The following is a 17,601-nucleotide window of genomic DNA, read 5'->3' as shown; positions in this document are numbered from 1 at the left end:
TCTGCCTCCTTGAGCCCGCGATGCGAAAACCTTGCCGCGCCCAATGCCTACCGCTGCAGTGTCTGGACATAACCGGCCAGGTTATGGATGCGTTCCGTGGTGACGATTTCTCCGGCGTTTGGGCCGTACTTCTTCACGTCATCCGGAAGGAATTGCCGGCCCCAGACCGGCATGTCGCGCTCGCCGTGCTCCGGCACCATGGTGCGGCCGTCGATCATGGCAAAGACGCGCCAATACGGAAATTCGCCACCATTCCTTTTCGATAGACGAGTCAGGTCGGCTGGGCGCTTCACCAGCTCGTCGCCCAGGGGGCCATCACCTTTGCCGTCGACACCATGGCAGACCGCGCAGGAGTTCAGGTATTCCGCCTGGCCGTAGCTCATTTCCTGCGCCGTTGACGCATTGACAGCCAAGCTTGTGAAAACTGCAGCGATCAAAAACTTCATTTTCGTGTCCACCGATTGATTGGCTGAACCTTACTACCTCGGTGTGCACCCCTGTTGATCCGGATCAAATGGGCGCCGAACGTGATCTTTGATTCAGCGCAATGAGCGCCGCGACCCGTCTCGTTACGGTTGCAGGCACGATTGAAGCCAAACTCAGAGTCAGGAGCACTGCGATGTCATTCAAGACGATACTCACGGTCACGGAACCAGGCATGAGCGACGGCGATCTGCACCTCGCTGCCGGCCTTTGCGAGGAGGTCGGTGCGCACCTCGCTGCTCTCGTGGTGGTGCTCGCCGCGCCACCGCCTGTTGGAGAGTTTGCCGCGATCGTTTCAGAAGACTGGCTGAAGGAGCGCCAGGCAGATGAGAAGGCCCTGAAGAAGACAACGGCGGCCGTGTCGGCGTTCCTGGCTGGTCGCGCACTTTCGGCTGACACTGTCAGCGCATATCCGGAAGCCAGCTGGGCCGACGAAACCATCGGTCGCCGCGCCCGCTATGCCGATATCACCATCGTGGGACCGGAAGTGCTTGCCGGCGAGACGCTGAAAAGCAAAGTGATCGAGGGCGCATTATTTTCCTCTGGAAAGCCTTTGCTGCTTGTCCCCCAAGGTTCGCGGCCGACGCTGAAGCCGAAATGCGTGATGGTCGCATGGGATTCCCGTCTGGAGTCATCGCGCGCCCTTCGCGAGTCGCTCGACATGCTGATCCGCGCCGAAGAAGTGCATCTTGTCCTGGTCGATCCTGTCGAGGGTGAAACCCACCACGGGGCCGAACCGGGAGCCGATGCTGCAGCCTATCTTGCCCGGCATGGGGTGAAAGTCACGGTCGACCGGTTGCCGAGTGCGAACCGTTCCGTTGCCGACGTGCTTCGCCAGCACGCAATTGATGTCGCCGCCGACCTGCTGGTCATGGGCGCCTACGGGCATTCGCGGCTGCGCGAGCGGATATTCGGCGGCGTCACCAAGTCGATGCTCGAGGATCCATCGCTGCCTGTCCTGATGGCGCGGTAGCAATTGAAAGCCAGAAAAGGGAACATCACAAAAAAGGGCCGGCAAGTTTGCGCCGGCCCGTTTTGTTCTTGGCAGCGAATGGGCTGTACGACTTACTCGCTCGCTTCCCGGCCCGACACCTGCTCGATGAGGATCCGGAAGAAAACGTGGGGTTCGCTATCGGGCTTGGGAGGAGTGACTGGCTTGAGGGCGCCAGGCTCCCACCAGTCGGGGTGCTTGCTCAGCACTGACCACGCGTGATCGCGCTGAAGCTTGTGGCCGACCCGGTCAGGCAGTTCTTCATAGCGGCCGTCGACAACCACGCTTCTCCAACCTCGGCCTTGGCCGTGCTCATCGACCTGGACCGATACCAGAGGGTTGGCTCGCATCCAGTCGATCTTCTTGCCGGGCATGGAAAACGCATAGAGATGATTGTCTGCGTGCGCATAGTACAACGGCACGACGTAGGGCTGCCCGTCCTTCGCGCATGCCAGGCGGCCCACGCGGTTGGCCGTCAGCAATTTGGTGCATTCCAAAGTAGACAGTGTGCGGATCAGCATCGTTGCGTTCTCCTAACTCTTGGCAACTGTCTTGTGCCGTTGTCTCCTTTTGGCGTCCATGGCGGGGCGTTTCGAATTGCCAAGTCGGCCAGCGCTATGCGCGCGAGCAGCCTCAGCCACGACTGCCAGCACTTCGCTATCGGAGAGCTGCGGGAAATTGAGGTAGTGTTGACTGAGAGCGCGAAAATGCGCCGGTTGACTGAGGCAAACGGTGCAGTCCGCTTCCTGGGCAAGTTCAGTCAACGTGTCAGCAGGTGCCACGGGAAGCGCGACAACGATTTCCCGAGGCGAACGCCTCTTCAAGGCTCGGATCGCGATCTTCATCGTCGTTCCGGTTGCGGCTCCGTCATCGACGATGATTGCTGTTTTTCCGGACACCGACAGGGCCGAGTGCTTGCCGCGATAGGCCAGGCGTCGTCGTTCCAGCTCAGGGCGCTCTTTGGCGATCAATACCCGAAGTTCGTCATCGTCGAGTGAATAGGCTTCGACGATGTCCCGGTTGAGTACGACATCTGGAGGATCGCCGTCGACGATCGCGGCAACAGCCAGTTCGGGATTCCCCGGCGCCCCCACCTTGCGCACGATAATCAGGTCAAGCGGGGCCTTCAGCGCGTTGGCCACCTCAGCAGCGACGGGAACGCCGCCCCGCGGCAAGGCGAGGACGATTGGCTGATGCAGCCGGAGTTTCTCCAGCTCGATGCCAAGCTTTTGTCCAGCGTCCTGACGGTCACGAAACATCGATCAACCCGCCGGCCACAGATGACGAAGCGATTTCTTCATCGAGTTTCTTACCTGCACGATCTCGCCATGCGAAATATGACGGTCGAGAAGTTTGAACACCGCGTTGATCGCCACATCAAAATCGAGGGCCTCATCATAGCCGAAACTGTTTCTGACGCTGAGGACAAAATCTCGCTTCTTGTGCTCAGACTCAGGCGCCGATGGATTCCAGCCTTCGAAGTAGATGCCCCTGATGAGCGACGGCAGCTGGGCGGAAAGATCGGCCATTTCCGCAGGTGACAGCCAGTCCCGCAGTGTGTGCAGGACGGATCTCAGGAGCCGGTAGGCGCTCTGCTCGCTCCAGCCCAGGTCCCTGGCCAACTCACTCACCCATTGCTGGGCCTGCTCGGCCGCGTGAGCAAAACCAATTGCCGAGGTGTGAGCCATGCGAGTACTCCTTCACGTCCGTCGCGCCATCTTGGCCAACGGGAAGATCCTTGCATTGAGCCGCATCAAATTATTTGGCGCCTGCCGGAGGCTGCCGCCATCGTGATGCGGAGCCTGCTGTTAATCGCTCCGGCAGCAGGCTTCTCCTTCCCGATGTGAACGACCGAACCTGCTTGGATCCGATCGTCAGGCCGTCCATGCAAAGAATGAAATTGCTCGCTACAGAGCCCGACGGGGCGGTCAGGATCTTGTAGGTTCGCATTTCCGAATTCGGTTCGTCGCGGGAGAATCTCAATTCATAATCTCCGGCAAGCACGGCATTGATGAATGGAGCGGCCAGCTTGGCGTTGTCCGTCGTCGCCATTATTGTACCGTCATCAAAGGTTTCGGAGCTCAGCTGCCCCGGCGAATTGAAAGTCGCGGAATTGAAGGCTGCGTTTGAAATCGGCACGATCTCGGACTGGTCGATTGCAGTGACGACCGTTGCCGCCATGAGAAAGCCGGCCAGAACCGTACCGTCGGACCTGTCGTATCCACCAAATGTGATGAATTTGACGAGTTCGCGCGATGGCGGGTTGCTGATATCGACGATGATTTCGCAGAACCGGGTCTCTTCGGTCTCTTCAGTCCAATTGCTGTAGGTCACGCCTGTTGGAAAGATGGTCGAGCCGGCGGCCTGAGTCATGCCGGCCACAGAAAGTGTCACCAGAAATCCCACAAGCCGAAACAGAACGAACACGCGCTCAGCTCCTCCGCAGGCTATCTGCATCGGTCCATGTCTCCTCCAGCGTAGGGAGACTACCTGAACATCATTCCAGGCCCGAAGCCGCCCGATCGCCCCATGCCCATGCCCATCATCGGCAGGACGATCTCGTCGGCTGCCTTCTTCTGCTCGTCGCTGAGTGTTTCGTATAGTTTTTCGGCGGCCGTCCTAACAGCCTTTACCTGTTCCAGACGGGCTTCGAGATGAGTCTGTTGGTAAGCCAGCCGCTCTGGCAGGGGCTTTTTCAGGAAGTCGCCTTCCTGGAACTCCTTCATCATGGCCTGCATCAGCGCGTTGTGCGTTTCGGCTGTGCTGCGAATGACGACGGCAAGCTGGTCCCAGGAGGGCGTCTGCTCGTCGGTGATCTTCAGTTCCGTCTTGAGGAAAGCGAGGCGTCCGTCAATTCGATCAAGCATCTCGCCTGAATCATAGCCACCCATGGGGCCGCCCATACCCCCTTGACCCATCATCATGCGGCCCATGCCCCACCGGGGCCACCAGCCGGTATCGTCGTCCTCAGCGCCCGCCAGAGCAGGCAATCCTGTCACAGCCATAAATCCCGCGGCTAAGGTAGTACGCCAAGTGAACATGGGATGCTCCATTCAGACGGTTTGCGTCGTCTGCCATGAATCACGCGATTGCGGGGCACGCATTGATCTCCGTCAAACAGCTGGGACTGCCACAATGTTGGAGCAATGTATATTTGGTGTTTTCCGTCCGGGCGTTGAGGGATGTCGTGGGCCGATTTATTGCGCGTGCCAATATCGCCCACTTCGAGGATCTGCTCGCTCGCGAGACCGATCCCGAGCAGCGGCGCGTCATCGAAGGTTTGTTGGCCCAGGAGCGGCAAAAGCTCCAAATTGCGGAGCGTGAGGCACGCAAGGAATCTCGCCAGCCTTCCAATCCCGCAAAAGGCGATGAGCCTCAAGATTGACCTGGTAACGAGGGCTCAGCCGAGACCGCGCCTGTGGTGAGTTGGTTCTTGTCGTAGGCAGCGCCAGCCTTGACAAATCCAACCTGCGCGCCTGAAACCCTCAGCGCGGACTGGCGCTGAGGGCTTTGATCAAACAGCCAATCATGCAGCATTGACCGTGATCTTCTTCTCGGGCTTCTGGGCTTCAGTGGTCTTGGGCAGCTTCACCGTCAGCACGCCCTTGGTGAAGCTGGCCTCGATCTTGTCGGCGTCGACGCCTTCGGGCACTTGGAACGACCGCTGGAAGGAGCCGTAGCGGCGCTCGGACAAATAGTAGTCCTTGGCCTTCTCCTCCTTTTCATCCTTCTTCTCGCCCTTGATCGTCAGCACGTGGTTGGAGAGTTTGATCTCGACATTCTTTTCGTCGATGCCGGGCAACTCGGCCGTGATTTCGTACTCGCTTCCCTTCTCGACGAGATCCATCGCCGGCGCGACCGGCCAGTCCGAGTTGCGCAGCGCCGATAGTTCACGACCGAAAAGCGATCGCGTCGAAGGCAGGCGAAAGTCGAACGGATGGAAATCATCAAAAAGCCGGTCGATTTCACGACGCAGGCTTTCAAACGGGCCGGTCCAATTGCCGGTTGGCGCCGGCGCAGTGCTCTTCTCTGTTTTGACGGGCAGTTTGGTGGCGGCTTCAGCCATGGTACTTCTCCTAGCAGTGGATTGACTATCGGACCCATCGGCTCCGCCGTTTCACTTTTGGGTTTTCCCAAATGGGAATCACGGGACCGGAGGTCGGTGAGCCCGCTTGCCAGTCGTCGCCGGATCGGCTCTCGCCCAACGATTCTCCGTCATCACGGTTCGTCGTGCTCCGTATCGCCAAAATCCAGTTTGGCTTGGCAAGAGCGGTATCCAAGCGCTTGACGCAAAGATCGGCCTTGATCCAGGTCAACACGTCGCGTCCGTTGCCTCAATTCGAGATCAACCGATGGAACGATCCAGTCTGGAGCAGTGAGCGCGTCACGCCGCCAAAGGTCATTTCCCGGACTCGGCTATGACCGTAACCGCCCAGAACGATGAGGTCGGCGGCGATTTCCTGCCCGATCCGCAGGAGAATTTCCGCTGGCTCGGAGCGGCTGGCATCCAACACCTCGGATCGCGCCTTCACCCCGTGGCGTGTCAGGAAAAGCTCGACGTCCGCCGCATTTTCCCGGGACGAGAATTCTCCATCATTCACGGTGGCGATCACCACATCGCTCGCGCGGGTCAGGAAGGGCAGGGCGTCGATGACGGCACGTCGCGCCTCCCGCGTGTCATTCCATGCGATCAAGATACTTTCGGCCTTGATCGGGGCGGGGGTTTCAGAAGCCACGAGCACCGGACGGCCCGCCGCGAGAATGAGACTGCCTGGATCCACGGTGCGGTGGCGGTCGATTACGAAATCCGGCGCCGGGGATCCGATGACGATCAGATCGGCGGCACGTGCATTGAGCGCAAGCTGGCGCGTTGGATTTCCGATCTCGCCGCGCCACGAGGCACGGTTGTTGCCGTTGACTATGTGCAGGAACTCCTCTCTCAGGCAATCAAGGCGGCCTTCTATCTCTTCCACCTGAGACCATATCGCCTTCGTGGCGGCCCTGTCGTCGGTGCCGGTGGGCATTACAAAATGTGGCTCAGCCGCACAGAAGCCGATCAGCTCCGCATCATGCCTTCGAGCAAGATCCCACGCGACTGAAATGCGTGGCGCGGCGAGGGCGTCCACGTCCAGCTGTACCATGATCGTTTTGAAAGCCATCGTTGCCGCCCTCTTGTGGTCGAGGCAAGCCAGCCACGAAAAAGGAGCAAGGACCTTGATGCGCGTCAAACGGTGCACCAGGGGCACACCAGTTGCTCGCAGTGCCGGCAATGGTCTTGGACCTCTTGATCCTGATCAACGACCCCGCGGCAATTGGCGATAGCGTTGCCTGCAGACAGTTGTCTGCACCGCTCAAAAAGGGAGTACCGACATGCAACCCCATCTCGAGCCATTCCAATTCGGCATGCCATCTATGCCGACGGCGCAGAATGCACAGAAGCTTATCCTCGCCGTGGCATTCCTTCAGGCTCACACGTTCAAGGCAATGATGCGCTATCAGATCGAGACCCTTTCGTTCTTGAAACATCGGTGCGAGCAGGATGTTCGGCTGGCCGAGGATCTCATCGACGGCAGCGACTTCAACGACGCTTTCGATGTTTTCGCGAACTTCCTCCAGAACGCGACAGCGCAATACGCCACGGAAGCCGGTAAGGTCGCAGCGCTGACCTCGAAGCTCGTTTCGGAAACGGCCCGGCGTGTGCGCAAGGAAGCCGAGACTGCGATCGAGGACGTGGCGGCCAAGACGGTCGCGTAGAATTGACCATTGCAGAGGCTTGCAGGCATGAATGCCCATATCGGCAATGAGAGTCGTCTATCGCGAGTTTCCATCCTTGCGGCGGCGTTGCTTGGTTCCATGTCGCCAGCCCTTGCCGACAGCGTGACGGAACACGGCAAGGCCTTGGTGCAAGTCAATTGCGCACGCTGCCATGCTGTTGGAAAAACCGACGTGAGCAGCCATCCGGACGCTCCCGCCTTTCGCACCCTGTCGAAGCGCTATCCGCTCACCGATCTCGAAGAGGCGCTCGCCGAGGGCATTTCAACCGGCCACCCTGACATGCCCGAGTGGGTTGCCAGCCCCGATCAGATCGAGGCGATCATCGCGTATATCGCCAGCCTGCAGAAGCCGTGATCAGTGACAGAAACAGGCAAGCAATGGGCAAGAGCGCGACGCAGATTTGATCTTGGTCCATGCGCAATCGGCCTCGCGGCCGACTGCAGGCCAGGCCAAAACCGCCGCAACTGGGGCTAAGGCAACATACAGTCGGCGGCGCGGAAGAACGATCGAGCGTGCGCAAAGATCAGCGCTTCCGTGGGATGATCCGCCGCGTCGACGGCGACAATGCAATCCTTGTATTGTGGATGGTTGTGCGCCCCACGAGGGTCCCCTCTGGCAACCGATTAGTCGCTGTCGTCAACCGGGAAGAAATGGGTCGCCTTCAACGTGATCGGGAGATCATAGCCATCGATCAGCACCGTAGCCCACTGGTCCCCTAGATCATCCTGCCAGGTGTTGGTGACGCGGCACCTCACCGCCACATCCATGCCAATCTCTATCTTGTCCGATCTCTTAACCATGCTGAACTCCCTTAGCTCTCCCTCGGCGCTCTCTCAAACCGTGACGCGTTAAACGCCATCAGCCGGGTCGCAACGAGTCGTCCAATGTTGCCAGGACTGAACCAGGTTCGATGACAGCGTTCACTGTCGCGACAATCGTCGCTCGCCCGTTTGCCGGCGCGACAATCTCGTGCAGCGCATCTTCAATTCTAACTTCTGCTATTCGCTCGCCAGCCCTGACGGTTTCACCGCTGGCGATGAACCAGCGCTCCAAAATGCCCTCGGGCAGCATGCTGGACGCCCACAGCGCTTCATCGACCTTGATATCCTGCATCGCAATTCTCCTTTGAGCTGGCAGGATATCCCGATCGCTGCATCGGTCCTTGATCACGATCAAGGGGAAAGGCTGCGGACGAAGAGCCAGGATAATGGAACGACCGGACCGCTTACGGCCTTGCGTCCAATTGCCTGCCTGGGAACATCGCAAGAAGTATCGGCACTAACCTGCCCTGCGGCTTGCGGTCGTACCGGCAACTTTTGAAAATGATGCAAATCAAGGCGCGGCTTGCCGATGCGAGTCGGCTCATTTGCCAGAACGAGATCGTGCGCATTCGCCATCCAGCAAGTGTGGCGGCAAGCCGAGTCCCACCGAGTTATCAACCACGGTTGCCTCCTCTGGTGACGTGGGTGTCCCAACCGGCCGGCTGACTGAAAAGGAAATTCATCGGCTTCTTCGTCCGATCACAGTGCTTGTGGCTTGCTACTAGCGACATATTTCTCGCGATCGTGGTAAGGCACCTCGACCCCGGCCTTCATCTTGGCCGACAGCCGTCGCATGTAGTTGTCCATGTGGTGGTCCTTCAATTCGGCGATGCGCATCGAGCGGGCCAGTTCGCCGATCGAAATGCGAGTGGCGTCGTGGGTTTGGAGAAACGCAAAGCGCGGTCCCTCGAGCAGAATGAGCTCGGGTCCGACATGCTCATACGTCCCGTACTCCCTGTTGCCGAGTGTGGTGGGCGGGAGCATGGGAACGATATCGTTCTCGTCGACCACCCTGGTGATGGGCAGCATGGCGAGTTTCGCCACCCCCGCTGCGGTGGTGAACTTCGGCTGGCCGAACGTGATGACCTTGACGACCTTGTGGCCGTCCTCGATCAGATAGACTGCAAGCAGCGCGGCGACGGCGCCGCCGAGCGAATGGCCGGTGATGTAGGTTTTGTAGCCCGGTCTCAGGTACGGCTTGACGTCGGCGTAGATGGCCAGGGTGGTGAGGTCGAAGCCGGTATGGACGGGAATTGCTATCTGCCGGTCCTCGCGAATCTTGACCTCGATATCGTCGTGGATATCTATCTTGCTAGCCGTGCCGCGGATTGTGATTGTCTGCGTATGCTTCTTTTGGTCCACCTCAAGGAAGTAGCGCCCGTCCGTTGTCCCGGGGTCGGCCACTCTCGTGGTTGCCGGGAACTTGGAGCGGATGACATCCTCGGCTTCATACGCGGTTTGGGAGCGGTCGGCGAAAGCGTAGAGCACCTCAAAGTCTATCTTCTCGTGCGTCGAGGTGGTCCCGATCGTGCTGAGTTCAGTCGCAGAAATGCCGACGCAGGCTGTCAAGGCCAAGACGCAGAGGGCAAGCAGGCAAGCGAAGCGCAATGTCAATTCAGACATTCCCCGCACCCGACGGGCACCAAACTGTGCGACTGGCCCCGCCGCCGAGGCCAGCGTAGTCGCAAACATGGTTCGGTTCACGCCCTATCCTCCACCAGTGGATCGCTTCATGTTACTGGCTTTCCCGCGTTGCCTGCCGCAACCCTAGGGGTAGAGGGGGCGACACGCCCGTAGCATCTGGTATGTTCTAGCGCATCGGTCCGGCGGCATCCATAGCGGTCGCCTTTGTCGCCACGCTCGCTGCGGGACTGCCACGGGGGAGGAGTGTGGCTCGCGGGTTACCTTTGGCGTTGAAGCTCTCAAGCCCAGCTATTGGTATTCATCAGCCTCATTGACACTGATGCGAGCTTCTTGGGCGAAGCGAAACAGTGCAAAACCCAGGAAACACGTAGCAGTCACAAAAAGCAGACCAGCGCCATACGAGTACTCCAGGCCGATGAATTCAGTTATGAATAGGATCGCCAGTAGCAGAGTTGCACAAAGGCCGCCGCGCAATGCCGCTAGTATGCCACTGTTTAAGAGATGCGCCCGGCGTCTCAACCGTTCAACGTCGGACTTGAGGTGGGCGCGAGCGTGGTCATCGTCGGCTATTGCGTTCAGAGTCCGTACACGCTCCATGACGCCTGACAGCCTCGAAGCCATGAGCGAAACAAACCCCGCCACCGCGCCGAGAAAAAAAGTTGGGGCGGTGGCTTGTGAAAAGATTTGAACTAATCGTGCCGTGTCGGGGATGAAATCGAACATTTGTAGCCCACCCTTTGACTGAGTAAGCGCGGTTACGCCTCACCGCCTCATCGCATTCCGGGCTGTGTGCGCAGTCGAACTGGTAACGCGACCGTGCTTTTCCGGCGGGGCAATCACTGACGCCTGAATAGACGCGGCGTTCAAAAACCCTCCAACCGGCATCGGTCATGATCGGTAGGACATGGGAAGGCCAACGGCGAAACCCGCTGACCTTTCGATGCTTCATTCGCGGAATTGATGGACGCACGGCCTTAAGTCAGGCGCCAGCCCGGCGTTCGAACAGCATCTTCCAGAGCCTGCCTTCACCGAGGACGACGTCAAGCTCTTTGGATGCCAGATATGGGATGAGTATCAGAAGCATGATCAGGCTTGCTGCGAGTGTCTCGGGCAGTTTGCCACCTACGTGTTCAGCAAGCGAAGCGGCGATTTTTTGGCCGTGAATGATCGCCACCACGGCTTCCTCAACAACGGAGAGAACGATCAGCAGAGCAAGGTAGAGCAACCCCTTGTAGGCTATGAGGTAGACGATCCTGTTTCTCTCGTGCCGATCGCCCAATCGGACTGCCTGTCCGAGTAGTACAAACTTCCCCAGGATCAATGCCTTGATGGCCACCAACCCGAACGGCAGATAACCGACACCTTCCCCATTGAGTATCGCCATTTTGTAGAGAATGAGTGCACCGAAACAAACGTAGAGATACGCTGAGAGCAGTGCAAATTCCCACAGCTCGTGCTTCGCCCTCTGGGCAACGGTCATGGGAGTCGACCTATTGATAGCCATTAGCAATCTCCAACATTGCTGCCTTAGCACGCGCCAATTACGACGGTTCGAGTTTCGGCGAGCCTCCTGTGATCTGTTGGGCGCCTGCCTGCGTGAAGGCTGCTGTGGTTAAGTCCAAGGTCGAGATCAGCAGAGCGGTAATCTTCATTGTCGAACATCCTCCGAAAGGCACTCTTCATCGTTAGGCGCGTTCGCCCACGGCGATGCAGTGGTGCTGCCGCTACGATCGAGCTCGCATTACTGAAAGGGAAAGTAGTCAGTGCGCGTAGCATCTGGTATGTTCTGCTCGGCAATCATAACCCGACACAGGTGCAGGCAAAGCCGGTCGATCAAATAGTCCATCTTATTTCTTGTCCGGTAGTCGTCGGCCAGCGAGGGGAATGACATTGTTTGTCGCTTCCTCTGCACTGATTGACGCGAAGGTTAGCGGACGTGGCGCGTGCACGCGCGTAGCATCTGGTAACCTACTCCCTGAACACCCACACCATGCACGATGGTGCCTTGAGACCTGCCGGTGATCAGACGAGTTCCATCGACATGCTGTAAGACTTGTCTGCCAAAGGCCGAATAACAGCCTTTGTAAGTGCTGGCGTCAGGAGGCGAACACGATGCGCGCTCTTTTTCTTGCTGTCTTCATGCTGCTTGGGGTCATGCTCCCGGCTCGAGCGGATACCGCGCCGTCGAAGGAACAGCTGCCGCCGAATATCGATGCACTCCTGTCCCTGCTGGCCGATCCTGGAGTTCAACAATGGCTTGAGGCGCACCGAGCCACACCGGCGACGACGCAGGTTCCGGGCGCACCGACCCCGGCGCCGCCTCCGTCTCACCCGCTGGCCGACTACGTCAGCGCCATTCGGGCGCACATCTATGGCCTCGCCCGGGCACTGCCGACGCTGCCCGATCAGTTTGCAGCAGCCTGGTCCATTCTTGTAGCGGATGTTGACGATATTGGTCCGGCTGGCCTCGTTGGCCTTGTCGGGGCGCTCGGGGCCGCCGGCTTCGGGGCCGCGTGGCTGTATCGGCGAGCCACATCGGGGTTTGAGGCCCACATCGCACGCCTGCCGGTGAACACAAGACGCCGTCAGCTGGTCGCACACGGCAGCCGATCCGCCAATGAGCTAGGGCGCGTCGCCATCATCGCTGCGGCTGGCGTCGGCACCTTCCTTGTCCTGGACTATTGGCCCGACACCGTCGAGAAGATCGTGCTTGCCTATCTGCTCGCCTTCATCATCGTGCTCGTTGCACGCGTTTTGTTCCGATTTCTTCTACCGCCGCCTGGAAGCGACGCGAACGATTTTCGGATCGTTCCGATGGACGGGGACTCGGCCAAGTTTTGGAGCCAGCGGCTCGGTTTGCTCGTCGTCATCCTCGCCGTCGGGTATGCAACAACACTGTCGTTGAACCTCCTCGGCTTCTCGATCGAAGCCCGTGAGATCGTGGCCTATTCGTTCGGCTTAGGGGTGCTCGCCGTCGGCATCGATACGGTCAGGCGGGCCCAGCAGCCAACGATTGAGGACGCTGGAACGGATGAAGGGACGGTGGTGCGCTCGAAGACGTCGGCGGGTCTCCTGTCGGCCTATCTCGTCCTGCTGTGGTGCCTGTGGGCGTTCGGCGCAGTGCAGCTATTCTGGCTCGCGACAATTGCGGCAGGTCTCGTTTGGGCCAATGCTGTCGCGCAACGCAGCGTCGTCCACATCCTGCGACGGCCCGGTGCTTCCAGTGTCGACGTGGAGACGTCTAGCGCTGGCGCAACTCTTCTCGGCCGGAGCATCCGGTTCATCCTGATCGTTTCCGCTCTCCTGCTCCTCGCCTGGGCATGGGATATAGATCTCATCACGCTCAGCGCGGGTGACACGCCGTCGCGCCGGGCCGCTCATGGCGTCATCAGCGCGGTCATCATCCTGCTCGTGGCCGACCTTGTCTGGAGCGTTACGCGGACCCTGATTGACAATCAGATTGCCAAAGTGCGCGATACGGCGGTCGATCAAACGGAGCAGTCGCAGAGGCGCAGTCGGCTCGGCACGCTTTTACCGATACTGCGGAATTTTCTTTGGGCCACGCTCGCTGTCGTTGCCATATTGATGGCATTGTCGGCGATGGGGGTTGCGATCGGGCCTCTGATTGCCGGCGCGGGCATTGCCGGCGTTGCGATCGGCTTCGGTGCGCAAACACTGGTAAAAGACGTTCTCAGCGGCGTCTTCTACCTGTTGGACGATGCCTTCCGGGTTGGTGAATATATCGAGAGCGGCAGCTACAAGGGCACAGTCGAATCCTTCAGCCTGCGCTCGGTGAAGCTGCGTCACAACCGGGGACCCATATTCACCGTGCCGTTCGGGGTCCTCGGAGCGGTCCAGAATATGAGCCGCGATTGGGTAATCGAGAAGCTGTCGCTCACCATCACGTATGATTCCGATTTGGAGAAGGCGCGCAAGCTCATCAAGAAGATCGGACTTGAACTGGCCGAAGACCCCGAGCTCAAGGCGATAACCATCGAGCCGCTCAAGATGCAGGGAGTCGAAGATTTCGCAGACCTTGGGATCAAGCTGACGCTGAGGTTCAAGACCAAGCCCGGACAGCAAACGACCGTCCGCCGTCGCGCCCTCCTCATGATCAAGACAGCGTTTGATGAAAACGGTATCAAACTCGCGAAATCCGTACTGGCTCAGAGCTCTGCCGGACCGCAACAGGAAGCAGTGGTCAGTGCGGCTGCGCAACAGAAGGAGGCGGCGGCGTGATACTTTGGCTCGCCGCGCGTTGTAGCATCTGGTATGTTCTGTGCGGCCAAGGGCTGCTCCGCTTTGCGAGGCCTGCGCCAGCCATTGAGCAGCTTTCGCTCACTACTGACTTTTCGGCCGCCGGGCCGGGAGCGGGATAATGGTGGCTGTATCCAATATTGCTTCGATCTCCTTGGCCAGGTCGTTGACAAGCGCTAGGTATTCGGCGCGACGCTCATCACGCTTTGGTGCGTCGGAATTCTCCCAACGCAGGGCCGCACTTTCGGCGTCAGCAAGGTCGATACACAGCGAGCGGAAATCCTCATCGCGGACGGCGAGTTCCTCGATCGCGCGCTTTCGCAAGGGAAAGCGCCGTTGGGCCGCCTCGATTTTTTGATCCATATCAATGACGCCCATTCCGCCGCCGGCGATGCTCCTGAGCAGCAATGGAGCATAGGCGTGTCGCAGCAGTTGCGGGCGTAGGTTACTGTAGCCAACGCTGGAATGTATGGAATCGTACTTAGTCGTGGACGGAACGGAATGCCGGGAGTACGCTGCTTAACCAGTTCCTACTTCAACTCCTAAGCCAATGCCCGACGGCAGGTCGGGACAGCCCTCAAGGTGGGGTACGAGGGGTTATGGAATGAACGCCTTTGATCCTGGGGTTGCAGCGCTAGCACTGACTTCGGGAGTCCGACTGCCACCCTCTCCGGAGGAGGTCCGCGCCGAGCTTGAGCGCATTCTCTCAAGTCCCGAGTTTTCGGTGCCGGCGCGCGCTTGTGCTTTCCTACGCTACATCGTGGAGGAAACGCTTTCTGGGCGCGCTACGCGGATCAAGGGTTATTCGATCGCCATCGAGGTTTTCGACCGGGACGAAAACTTCACGCAGGACGATCCGGTGGTGCGGATCGAGGCGGGTCGGTTGCGCCGCGCGCTTGAGCGGTATTTCTTGCTGTCGGGATACACCGATCCGATCCGCATCGAAATCCCCAAGGGCGGGTACGTGCCCGTTTTCAGCTGGAGCGTCTCGAACGCAGTCGAACTCACGCCAGTCGAACCTGCAGCGGCTCCCGAGATTTCGAAAGCGGCTTCGATTTCATGGGAACGAGTGCATTGGCTCGCCACGGCAGCGCTCGCAGTCGTCGTCTGCCTCCTCACCCTTGCATATTGGGCCTCCAGCCAGCTAGGGTCGCAGACCTCCTTGCCCTCGGCGCGGGCGGCCGGTCCCGAGGGACCAACGCTGGTGATCGCGCCATTCGCCGATCTCGGCGGAGGACCGGAAGCCAAGCTTTATGCGATGGGGCTCACCGAGGAATTGCTGAGCATCCTGCCGCGCTTCAAGGAACTCACCGTGTTCGGCCGCGAGACCTCAGAGGCCTTGCCATCGCAAGTCGCCCCTTCGCACATCCAGCAACTCGGAGCCGGTTACCTTCTGACCGGCGGGGTGCAGATCTCCGGCGCGCGCATCCGTGTCACAGCCCGTCTGATCGAAACCGAAAACGGCACGATCCTGTGGTCTCAGACCTACAACGACGATTTCCGTTCCCGCGATATCTTCGCCATTCAGTCCGATGTCGCTGCCCAGGTTGCAACAGTAGTAGCGCAGCCCTACGGCGTCATCTATCAGGCCGACACCGCGAACGGTCCGCCCGATGATCTCGATGCCTACCGTTGCACGCTTCAGTTTTACGCCTATCGCACCGAGCTGAGTGTCGAACGGCATGCTGCGGTCCGCGACTGCCTCGAGAGCGCCGTCGCGCACTTTCCATCCTACGCTACCGCCTGGTCGATGCTGTCAATTGCTTACGTCGACGAGGACCGGTTTGGCTTCAATGGGCGAAAAGGCGCGCCCACGTCGGTTCAACGTGCACTCGCTGCAGCGCGTCGGGCGGTCGAGCTGAACTCGGACAATATGCGCGCACTTCAGGCCTTGATGACGGCCTTGTTCTTCAATCAGCAATTGGCTGAGTTGATGGAAATCGGGGAACGGGCGCTAGCCCTCAATCCCAACGACACCGAGTTCCTCGGCGAATTCGGCACACGACTGGCACTCGGAGGGCAATGGCAGCGTGGGGCGGAGCTCGTGCAGCTAGCTCTTGACCGGAATCCGGGGGCCGGCGGGTACTACCACACGGTGCTCGCGCTCGCGGCCTATATGCAACATGAGGACCAAAAAGCCGTGGCCGAGATCCGGCAGGCCAATCTCCAGAAACTCCCAATCTACCATGTGGTAGCGACCGCCATCTATGCAAAGGCGGGGATGATGGCGGAAGCAACCCGGGAGGGAGAAATGTTTATGAAGATGAGCCCAGCGTTCATCCCCAACATTGAGGCCGAACTCGTGAAGCGCAACATTCAGGTGGGGGATCGGGCGCGCATTATCGCGAGCCTTCGCAAGGCAGGCTTGCCCGTGCCGCCGGACGCGCCGTCAGGCTCCTCAGTGCCTGCCATAACATCTGATATGTAGTCGCGCGGGTAAGTGCGGCTCTGAGCGTCGGTCTGCGCTGTCGCGCTGGCAGGCCGCCGCGCCATAAAAGTAGCGACCATACCAGAACCTACCCGATGTTACGGGTGCTCCTCCGCTTCCCCGACTATAGTGCCGAAGCAACCTTGAAGGAGGCACTCAGATGAAAAAAATACCACGAAAATCAAGGAGACTCGCCGCCGCATCTACAGCGGCGATGATCTTGGCGATCGGCTGGGGAGCGCCTGCGACAGCGGATGACGCAGAGGCCAAGAGCATGCTCAAGGCGATGTCCGACTACATGGCGGCCGAGAGCTCCATTTCCTTTGGATACGACACCAACTTCGAGGTCGTCACCAAGGATCACCAGAAACTTCTGTTTGCCAGTTCGGGGACGGTCCACCTCAACCGGCCCGACAAGATCCGTGCCACGCGCAGTGGCGGTTTCGCCAATGTCGAGATGATCTTCGACGGCAAGACCCTCACGCTGCTGGGCAAAGACGCCAACCTCTACACGCAGGCCGAGGTGCCCGGCACCCTGGACCATCTGGTCGACGAATTGCGGGATAAGTTCCATCGGCCCGTCCCCGGTGCTGACCTGCTTATGTCGAACGTCTACGAGGAGCTGATGCGTGACGTGAGCGACGTGAAGGACCTCGGCAGCGGCGTGATCGGCGGCACCGAATGCGACCACCTGGCGTTTCGGGCCAAGGAGGTCGATTGGCAGATCTGGATCGCACAGGGCGAGCACCCCTATCCCTGCCGTTATGTCATCACCAGCAAGGACGTCGATCAGGGGCCGCAATACAGCGTCCAAGTTAGGGACTGGAAGACAGGGAGCGACGTCGCGGCCGATGATTTCGGCTTCAAGAACGGGACCGACGCCAAAAAGGTAGAGGCAAAGGAACTGACCGACACCGATGAACTTCCCGCACAGTTTTCACCAGAAGGTGCACAATGACCACGACAAGGAAACTGAGAATTATTCTGCTCGCCGGAACCATCGGGTTTATCGGACTCGGAGCCTCGGAAAGGCCAACGGTTCCCGGCGCCTATGACCTGATCTCGACCGCTGAGGCCAGGGTCGGACGTCCGCTAACGCCTGTCAGCGTCGCCGGGGTGGCACGCCGCACGGTACGACGCTGCGCGGTTGGCGTATACTATTGCTAAAAGTGCGCTCTGCCGACATGCCGGTTGCGCGGTTG

General features: G+C 59.5%; 22 protein-coding genes. 8 read left to right on the top strand and 14 right to left on the bottom strand.

The features are described 5' to 3' along the window. Positions 1-47: 47 nt before the first annotated feature. Positions 48-446 (bottom strand): c-type cytochrome, encoded by a 399-nt coding sequence (locus AC1RUK_RS21300; RefSeq protein WP_436171138.1) that lies wholly within the window; start codon positions 444-446, stop codon positions 48-50. 173 nt (positions 447-619) lie between these two features. On the opposite strand from AC1RUK_RS21300, the gene AC1RUK_RS21295 reads away from it, so the two are divergent. Then, complete coding sequence (locus tag AC1RUK_RS21295) at positions 620-1,456, top strand: universal stress protein (RefSeq protein ID WP_481839439.1); 837 nt, start codon at positions 620-622, stop codon at positions 1,454-1,456. 92 nt (positions 1,457-1,548) lie between these two features. Here AC1RUK_RS21295 and AC1RUK_RS21290 read toward each other — a convergent pair whose 3' ends face one another. From AC1RUK_RS21290 to AC1RUK_RS21270, 5 genes are all read right to left on the bottom strand, one after another. Next, complete coding sequence (locus AC1RUK_RS21290) at positions 1,549-1,995, bottom strand: pyridoxamine 5'-phosphate oxidase family protein (protein ID WP_481839079.1); 447 nt, start codon at positions 1,993-1,995, stop codon at positions 1,549-1,551. 12 nt (positions 1,996-2,007) lie between these two features. Next, complete coding sequence (locus AC1RUK_RS21285; RefSeq protein WP_481839080.1) at positions 2,008-2,733, bottom strand: phosphoribosyltransferase; 726 nt, start codon at positions 2,731-2,733, stop codon at positions 2,008-2,010. A gap of 3 nt (positions 2,734-2,736) precedes the next feature. Then, positions 2,737-3,162: a DUF2267 domain-containing protein gene (locus AC1RUK_RS21280; protein WP_481839081.1), complete on the bottom strand. Its 426-nt coding sequence runs from the start codon at positions 3,160-3,162 to the stop codon at positions 2,737-2,739. A 70-nt stretch (positions 3,163-3,232) separates the two neighbouring features. Beyond that, entirely contained in the window at positions 3,233-3,931 is a 699-nt protein-coding gene (locus AC1RUK_RS21275; protein ID WP_481839082.1) for a hypothetical protein, read from the bottom strand. A 29-nt stretch (positions 3,932-3,960) separates the two neighbouring features. After that, positions 3,961-4,515, bottom strand: a complete 555-nt coding sequence (locus tag AC1RUK_RS21270) for a Spy/CpxP family protein refolding chaperone (protein ID WP_481839083.1) — start codon at positions 4,513-4,515, stop codon at positions 3,961-3,963. A 62-nt stretch (positions 4,516-4,577) separates the two neighbouring features. On the opposite strand from AC1RUK_RS21270, the gene AC1RUK_RS21265 reads away from it, so the two are divergent. Continuing rightward, a complete protein-coding gene (locus AC1RUK_RS21265) occupies positions 4,578-4,859 on the top strand; it encodes a hypothetical protein (protein ID WP_481839084.1) in 282 nt (93 codons plus the stop codon). A 141-nt stretch (positions 4,860-5,000) separates the two neighbouring features. Here the strand turns inward: AC1RUK_RS21265 and AC1RUK_RS21260 are convergent, their stop codons facing one another. Together AC1RUK_RS21260 and AC1RUK_RS21255 are read right to left on the bottom strand one after the other, a co-directional pair. After that, positions 5,001-5,540 (bottom strand): Hsp20/alpha crystallin family protein, encoded by a 540-nt coding sequence (locus AC1RUK_RS21260; RefSeq protein WP_481839085.1) that lies wholly within the window; start codon positions 5,538-5,540, stop codon positions 5,001-5,003. Positions 5,541-5,808: 268 nt separating this feature from the next. Further along, on the bottom strand, positions 5,809-6,702 hold the full coding sequence (locus AC1RUK_RS21255; protein WP_481839086.1) for a universal stress protein: 894 nt from the start codon (positions 6,700-6,702) through the stop codon (positions 5,809-5,811). Between the two features lie 142 nt (positions 6,703-6,844). Here AC1RUK_RS21255 and AC1RUK_RS21250 point away from each other — a divergent pair, with 142 nt between their 5' ends. Both AC1RUK_RS21250 and AC1RUK_RS21245 read left to right on the top strand, forming a co-directional pair. Next, positions 6,845-7,228: a phasin family protein gene (locus tag AC1RUK_RS21250; protein WP_481839087.1), complete on the top strand. Its 384-nt coding sequence runs from the start codon at positions 6,845-6,847 to the stop codon at positions 7,226-7,228. Positions 7,229-7,255: 27 nt separating this feature from the next. Further along, positions 7,256-7,603, top strand: coding sequence for a c-type cytochrome (locus AC1RUK_RS21245; protein WP_481839088.1), 348 nt, complete (start codon positions 7,256-7,258; stop codon positions 7,601-7,603). A gap of 269 nt (positions 7,604-7,872) precedes the next feature. Here the strand turns inward: AC1RUK_RS21245 and AC1RUK_RS21240 are convergent, their stop codons facing one another. The 5 genes from AC1RUK_RS21240 to AC1RUK_RS21220 form a co-directional block, all read right to left on the bottom strand. Beyond that, the gene (locus tag AC1RUK_RS21240; RefSeq protein ID WP_436171147.1) at positions 7,873-8,049 is read right to left on the bottom strand and encodes a hypothetical protein; all 177 of its coding nucleotides are present in this window, start codon (positions 8,047-8,049) and stop codon (positions 7,873-7,875) included. 58 nt (positions 8,050-8,107) lie between these two features. Continuing rightward, positions 8,108-8,362 carry a lipoyl domain-containing protein gene (locus tag AC1RUK_RS21235; protein ID WP_436171148.1) on the bottom strand — a complete coding sequence of 85 codons (255 nt, stop codon included), beginning with the start codon at positions 8,360-8,362 and terminating at the stop codon, positions 8,108-8,110. A gap of 407 nt (positions 8,363-8,769) precedes the next feature. Then, positions 8,770-9,774: a lipase family protein gene (locus AC1RUK_RS21230; RefSeq protein ID WP_436171149.1), complete on the bottom strand. Its 1,005-nt coding sequence runs from the start codon at positions 9,772-9,774 to the stop codon at positions 8,770-8,772. 228 nt (positions 9,775-10,002) lie between these two features. Then, a complete protein-coding gene (locus AC1RUK_RS21225; RefSeq protein WP_436171150.1) occupies positions 10,003-10,437 on the bottom strand; it encodes a DUF2721 domain-containing protein in 435 nt (144 codons plus the stop codon). A gap of 256 nt (positions 10,438-10,693) precedes the next feature. Beyond that, positions 10,694-11,194 (bottom strand): hypothetical protein, encoded by a 501-nt coding sequence (locus tag AC1RUK_RS21220; protein WP_481839089.1) that lies wholly within the window; start codon positions 11,192-11,194, stop codon positions 10,694-10,696. Between the two features lie 632 nt (positions 11,195-11,826). Here AC1RUK_RS21220 and AC1RUK_RS21215 point away from each other — a divergent pair. Continuing rightward, the gene (locus AC1RUK_RS21215; RefSeq protein WP_481839090.1) at positions 11,827-13,953 is read left to right on the top strand and encodes a mechanosensitive ion channel family protein; all 2,127 of its coding nucleotides are present in this window, start codon (positions 11,827-11,829) and stop codon (positions 13,951-13,953) included. Positions 13,954-14,055: 102 nt separating this feature from the next. Here AC1RUK_RS21215 and AC1RUK_RS21210 read toward each other — a convergent pair whose 3' ends face one another. Then, on the bottom strand, positions 14,056-14,349 hold the full coding sequence (locus AC1RUK_RS21210; protein WP_436171153.1) for a hypothetical protein: 294 nt from the start codon (positions 14,347-14,349) through the stop codon (positions 14,056-14,058). A gap of 226 nt (positions 14,350-14,575) precedes the next feature. Between AC1RUK_RS21210 and AC1RUK_RS21205 the strand changes: the two genes are divergently transcribed. The 3 genes from AC1RUK_RS21205 (at position 14,576) to AC1RUK_RS21195 (ending at position 17,566) form a co-directional block, all read left to right on the top strand. Continuing rightward, entirely contained in the window at positions 14,576-16,399 is a 1,824-nt protein-coding gene (locus tag AC1RUK_RS21205) for an adenylate cyclase (protein WP_481840100.1), read from the top strand. Between the two features lie 160 nt (positions 16,400-16,559). Continuing rightward, positions 16,560-17,357: a DUF2092 domain-containing protein gene (locus AC1RUK_RS21200; RefSeq protein WP_481839092.1), complete on the top strand. Its 798-nt coding sequence runs from the start codon at positions 16,560-16,562 to the stop codon at positions 17,355-17,357. Then, a complete protein-coding gene (locus AC1RUK_RS21195) occupies positions 17,354-17,566 on the top strand; it encodes a hypothetical protein (RefSeq protein WP_436171156.1) in 213 nt (70 codons plus the stop codon). The genes AC1RUK_RS21200 and AC1RUK_RS21195 overlap by 4 nt, the downstream gene beginning before the upstream one ends. Positions 17,567-17,601: the final 35 nt, after the last annotated feature.

Source organism: Mesorhizobium monacense, from assembly GCF_056781675.1.
The sequence above is the reverse complement of the archived record's forward strand: the minus strand, read 5'-3'. Positions and strand labels throughout refer to the sequence as shown.

What these genes read in the sequence shown, in the direction of transcription:
- AC1RUK_RS21240 (WP_436171147.1), bottom strand. Translation starts at nt 8,049, where the DNA reads ATGGTTAAGAGATCGGACAAGATAGAGATTGGCATGGATGTGGCGGTG.
- AC1RUK_RS21215 (WP_481839090.1), top strand. Translation starts at nt 11,827, where the DNA reads ATGCGCGCTCTTTTTCTTGCTGTCTTCATGCTGCTTGGGGTCATGCTC.
- AC1RUK_RS21280 (WP_481839081.1), bottom strand. Translation starts at nt 3,162, where the DNA reads ATGGCTCACACCTCGGCAATTGGTTTTGCTCACGCGGCCGAGCAGGCC.
- AC1RUK_RS21250 (WP_481839087.1), top strand. Translation starts at nt 6,845, where the DNA reads ATGCAACCCCATCTCGAGCCATTCCAATTCGGCATGCCATCTATGCCG.
- AC1RUK_RS21290 (WP_481839079.1), bottom strand. Translation starts at nt 1,995, where the DNA reads ATGCTGATCCGCACACTGTCTACTTTGGAATGCACCAAATTGCTGACG.
- AC1RUK_RS21275 (WP_481839082.1), bottom strand. Translation starts at nt 3,931, where the DNA reads ATGCAGATAGCCTGCGGAGGAGCTGAGCGCGTGTTCGTTCTGTTTCGG.
- AC1RUK_RS21225 (WP_436171150.1), bottom strand. Translation starts at nt 10,437, where the DNA reads ATGTTCGATTTCATCCCCGACACGGCACGATTAGTTCAAATCTTTTCA.
- AC1RUK_RS21205 (WP_481840100.1), top strand. Translation starts at nt 14,576, where the DNA reads ATGAACGCCTTTGATCCTGGGGTTGCAGCGCTAGCACTGACTTCGGGA.
- AC1RUK_RS21235 (WP_436171148.1), bottom strand. Translation starts at nt 8,362, where the DNA reads ATGCAGGATATCAAGGTCGATGAAGCGCTGTGGGCGTCCAGCATGCTG.
- AC1RUK_RS21295 (WP_481839439.1), top strand. Translation starts at nt 620, where the DNA reads ATGTCATTCAAGACGATACTCACGGTCACGGAACCAGGCATGAGCGAC.
- AC1RUK_RS21195 (WP_436171156.1), top strand. Translation starts at nt 17,354, where the DNA reads ATGACCACGACAAGGAAACTGAGAATTATTCTGCTCGCCGGAACCATC.
- AC1RUK_RS21260 (WP_481839085.1), bottom strand. Translation starts at nt 5,540, where the DNA reads ATGGCTGAAGCCGCCACCAAACTGCCCGTCAAAACAGAGAAGAGCACT.
- AC1RUK_RS21285 (WP_481839080.1), bottom strand. Translation starts at nt 2,733, where the DNA reads ATGTTTCGTGACCGTCAGGACGCTGGACAAAAGCTTGGCATCGAGCTG.
- AC1RUK_RS21245 (WP_481839088.1), top strand. Translation starts at nt 7,256, where the DNA reads ATGAATGCCCATATCGGCAATGAGAGTCGTCTATCGCGAGTTTCCATC.
- AC1RUK_RS21300 (WP_436171138.1), bottom strand. Translation starts at nt 446, where the DNA reads ATGAAGTTTTTGATCGCTGCAGTTTTCACAAGCTTGGCTGTCAATGCG.
- AC1RUK_RS21210 (WP_436171153.1), bottom strand. Translation starts at nt 14,349, where the DNA reads ATGGGCGTCATTGATATGGATCAAAAAATCGAGGCGGCCCAACGGCGC.
- AC1RUK_RS21200 (WP_481839092.1), top strand. Translation starts at nt 16,560, where the DNA reads ATGAAAAAAATACCACGAAAATCAAGGAGACTCGCCGCCGCATCTACA.
- AC1RUK_RS21220 (WP_481839089.1), bottom strand. Translation starts at nt 11,194, where the DNA reads ATGACCGTTGCCCAGAGGGCGAAGCACGAGCTGTGGGAATTTGCACTG.
- AC1RUK_RS21270 (WP_481839083.1), bottom strand. Translation starts at nt 4,515, where the DNA reads ATGTTCACTTGGCGTACTACCTTAGCCGCGGGATTTATGGCTGTGACA.